At 84.2% G+C, this 240-nt stretch carries 1 pseudogene; it reads right to left on the reverse strand.

Annotated elements, in window-relative coordinates:
- A pseudogene (locus tag GT354_RS50495) lies at window positions 1-240 on the reverse strand (2-oxoglutarate dehydrogenase, E2 component, dihydrolipoamide succinyltransferase); the annotation flags it as partial.

Here is a 240-nt window from a genome sequence, read left to right on the forward strand (position 1 = left end):
CGGCGGGCGGCGTGGCCACGGGTGTGGCCGCGTCCGGGGCGGCGTCGGCTGCCGCGGCCGGGCTCTCGGCGGGCTGTGCCTTCCTCGTGCCCGCAGGGGCGGGGCCGCCGGCCTTGCCGGGCTTCGCGGCGGGCGTCGGGGCGGGGGCCGCGTCGTCCGCCGCTTCGGCGCTCTCGTCCGGCTCGCCCGCCTCGGCGTCCTCGGCCGCCTTCCTGTCCTCGGCCGCGGCCGTGGCCGCCG

The organism is Streptomyces sp. SID3343 (assembly GCF_009865215.1).
Taxonomy (GTDB): domain Bacteria; phylum Actinomycetota; class Actinomycetes; order Streptomycetales; family Streptomycetaceae; genus Embleya.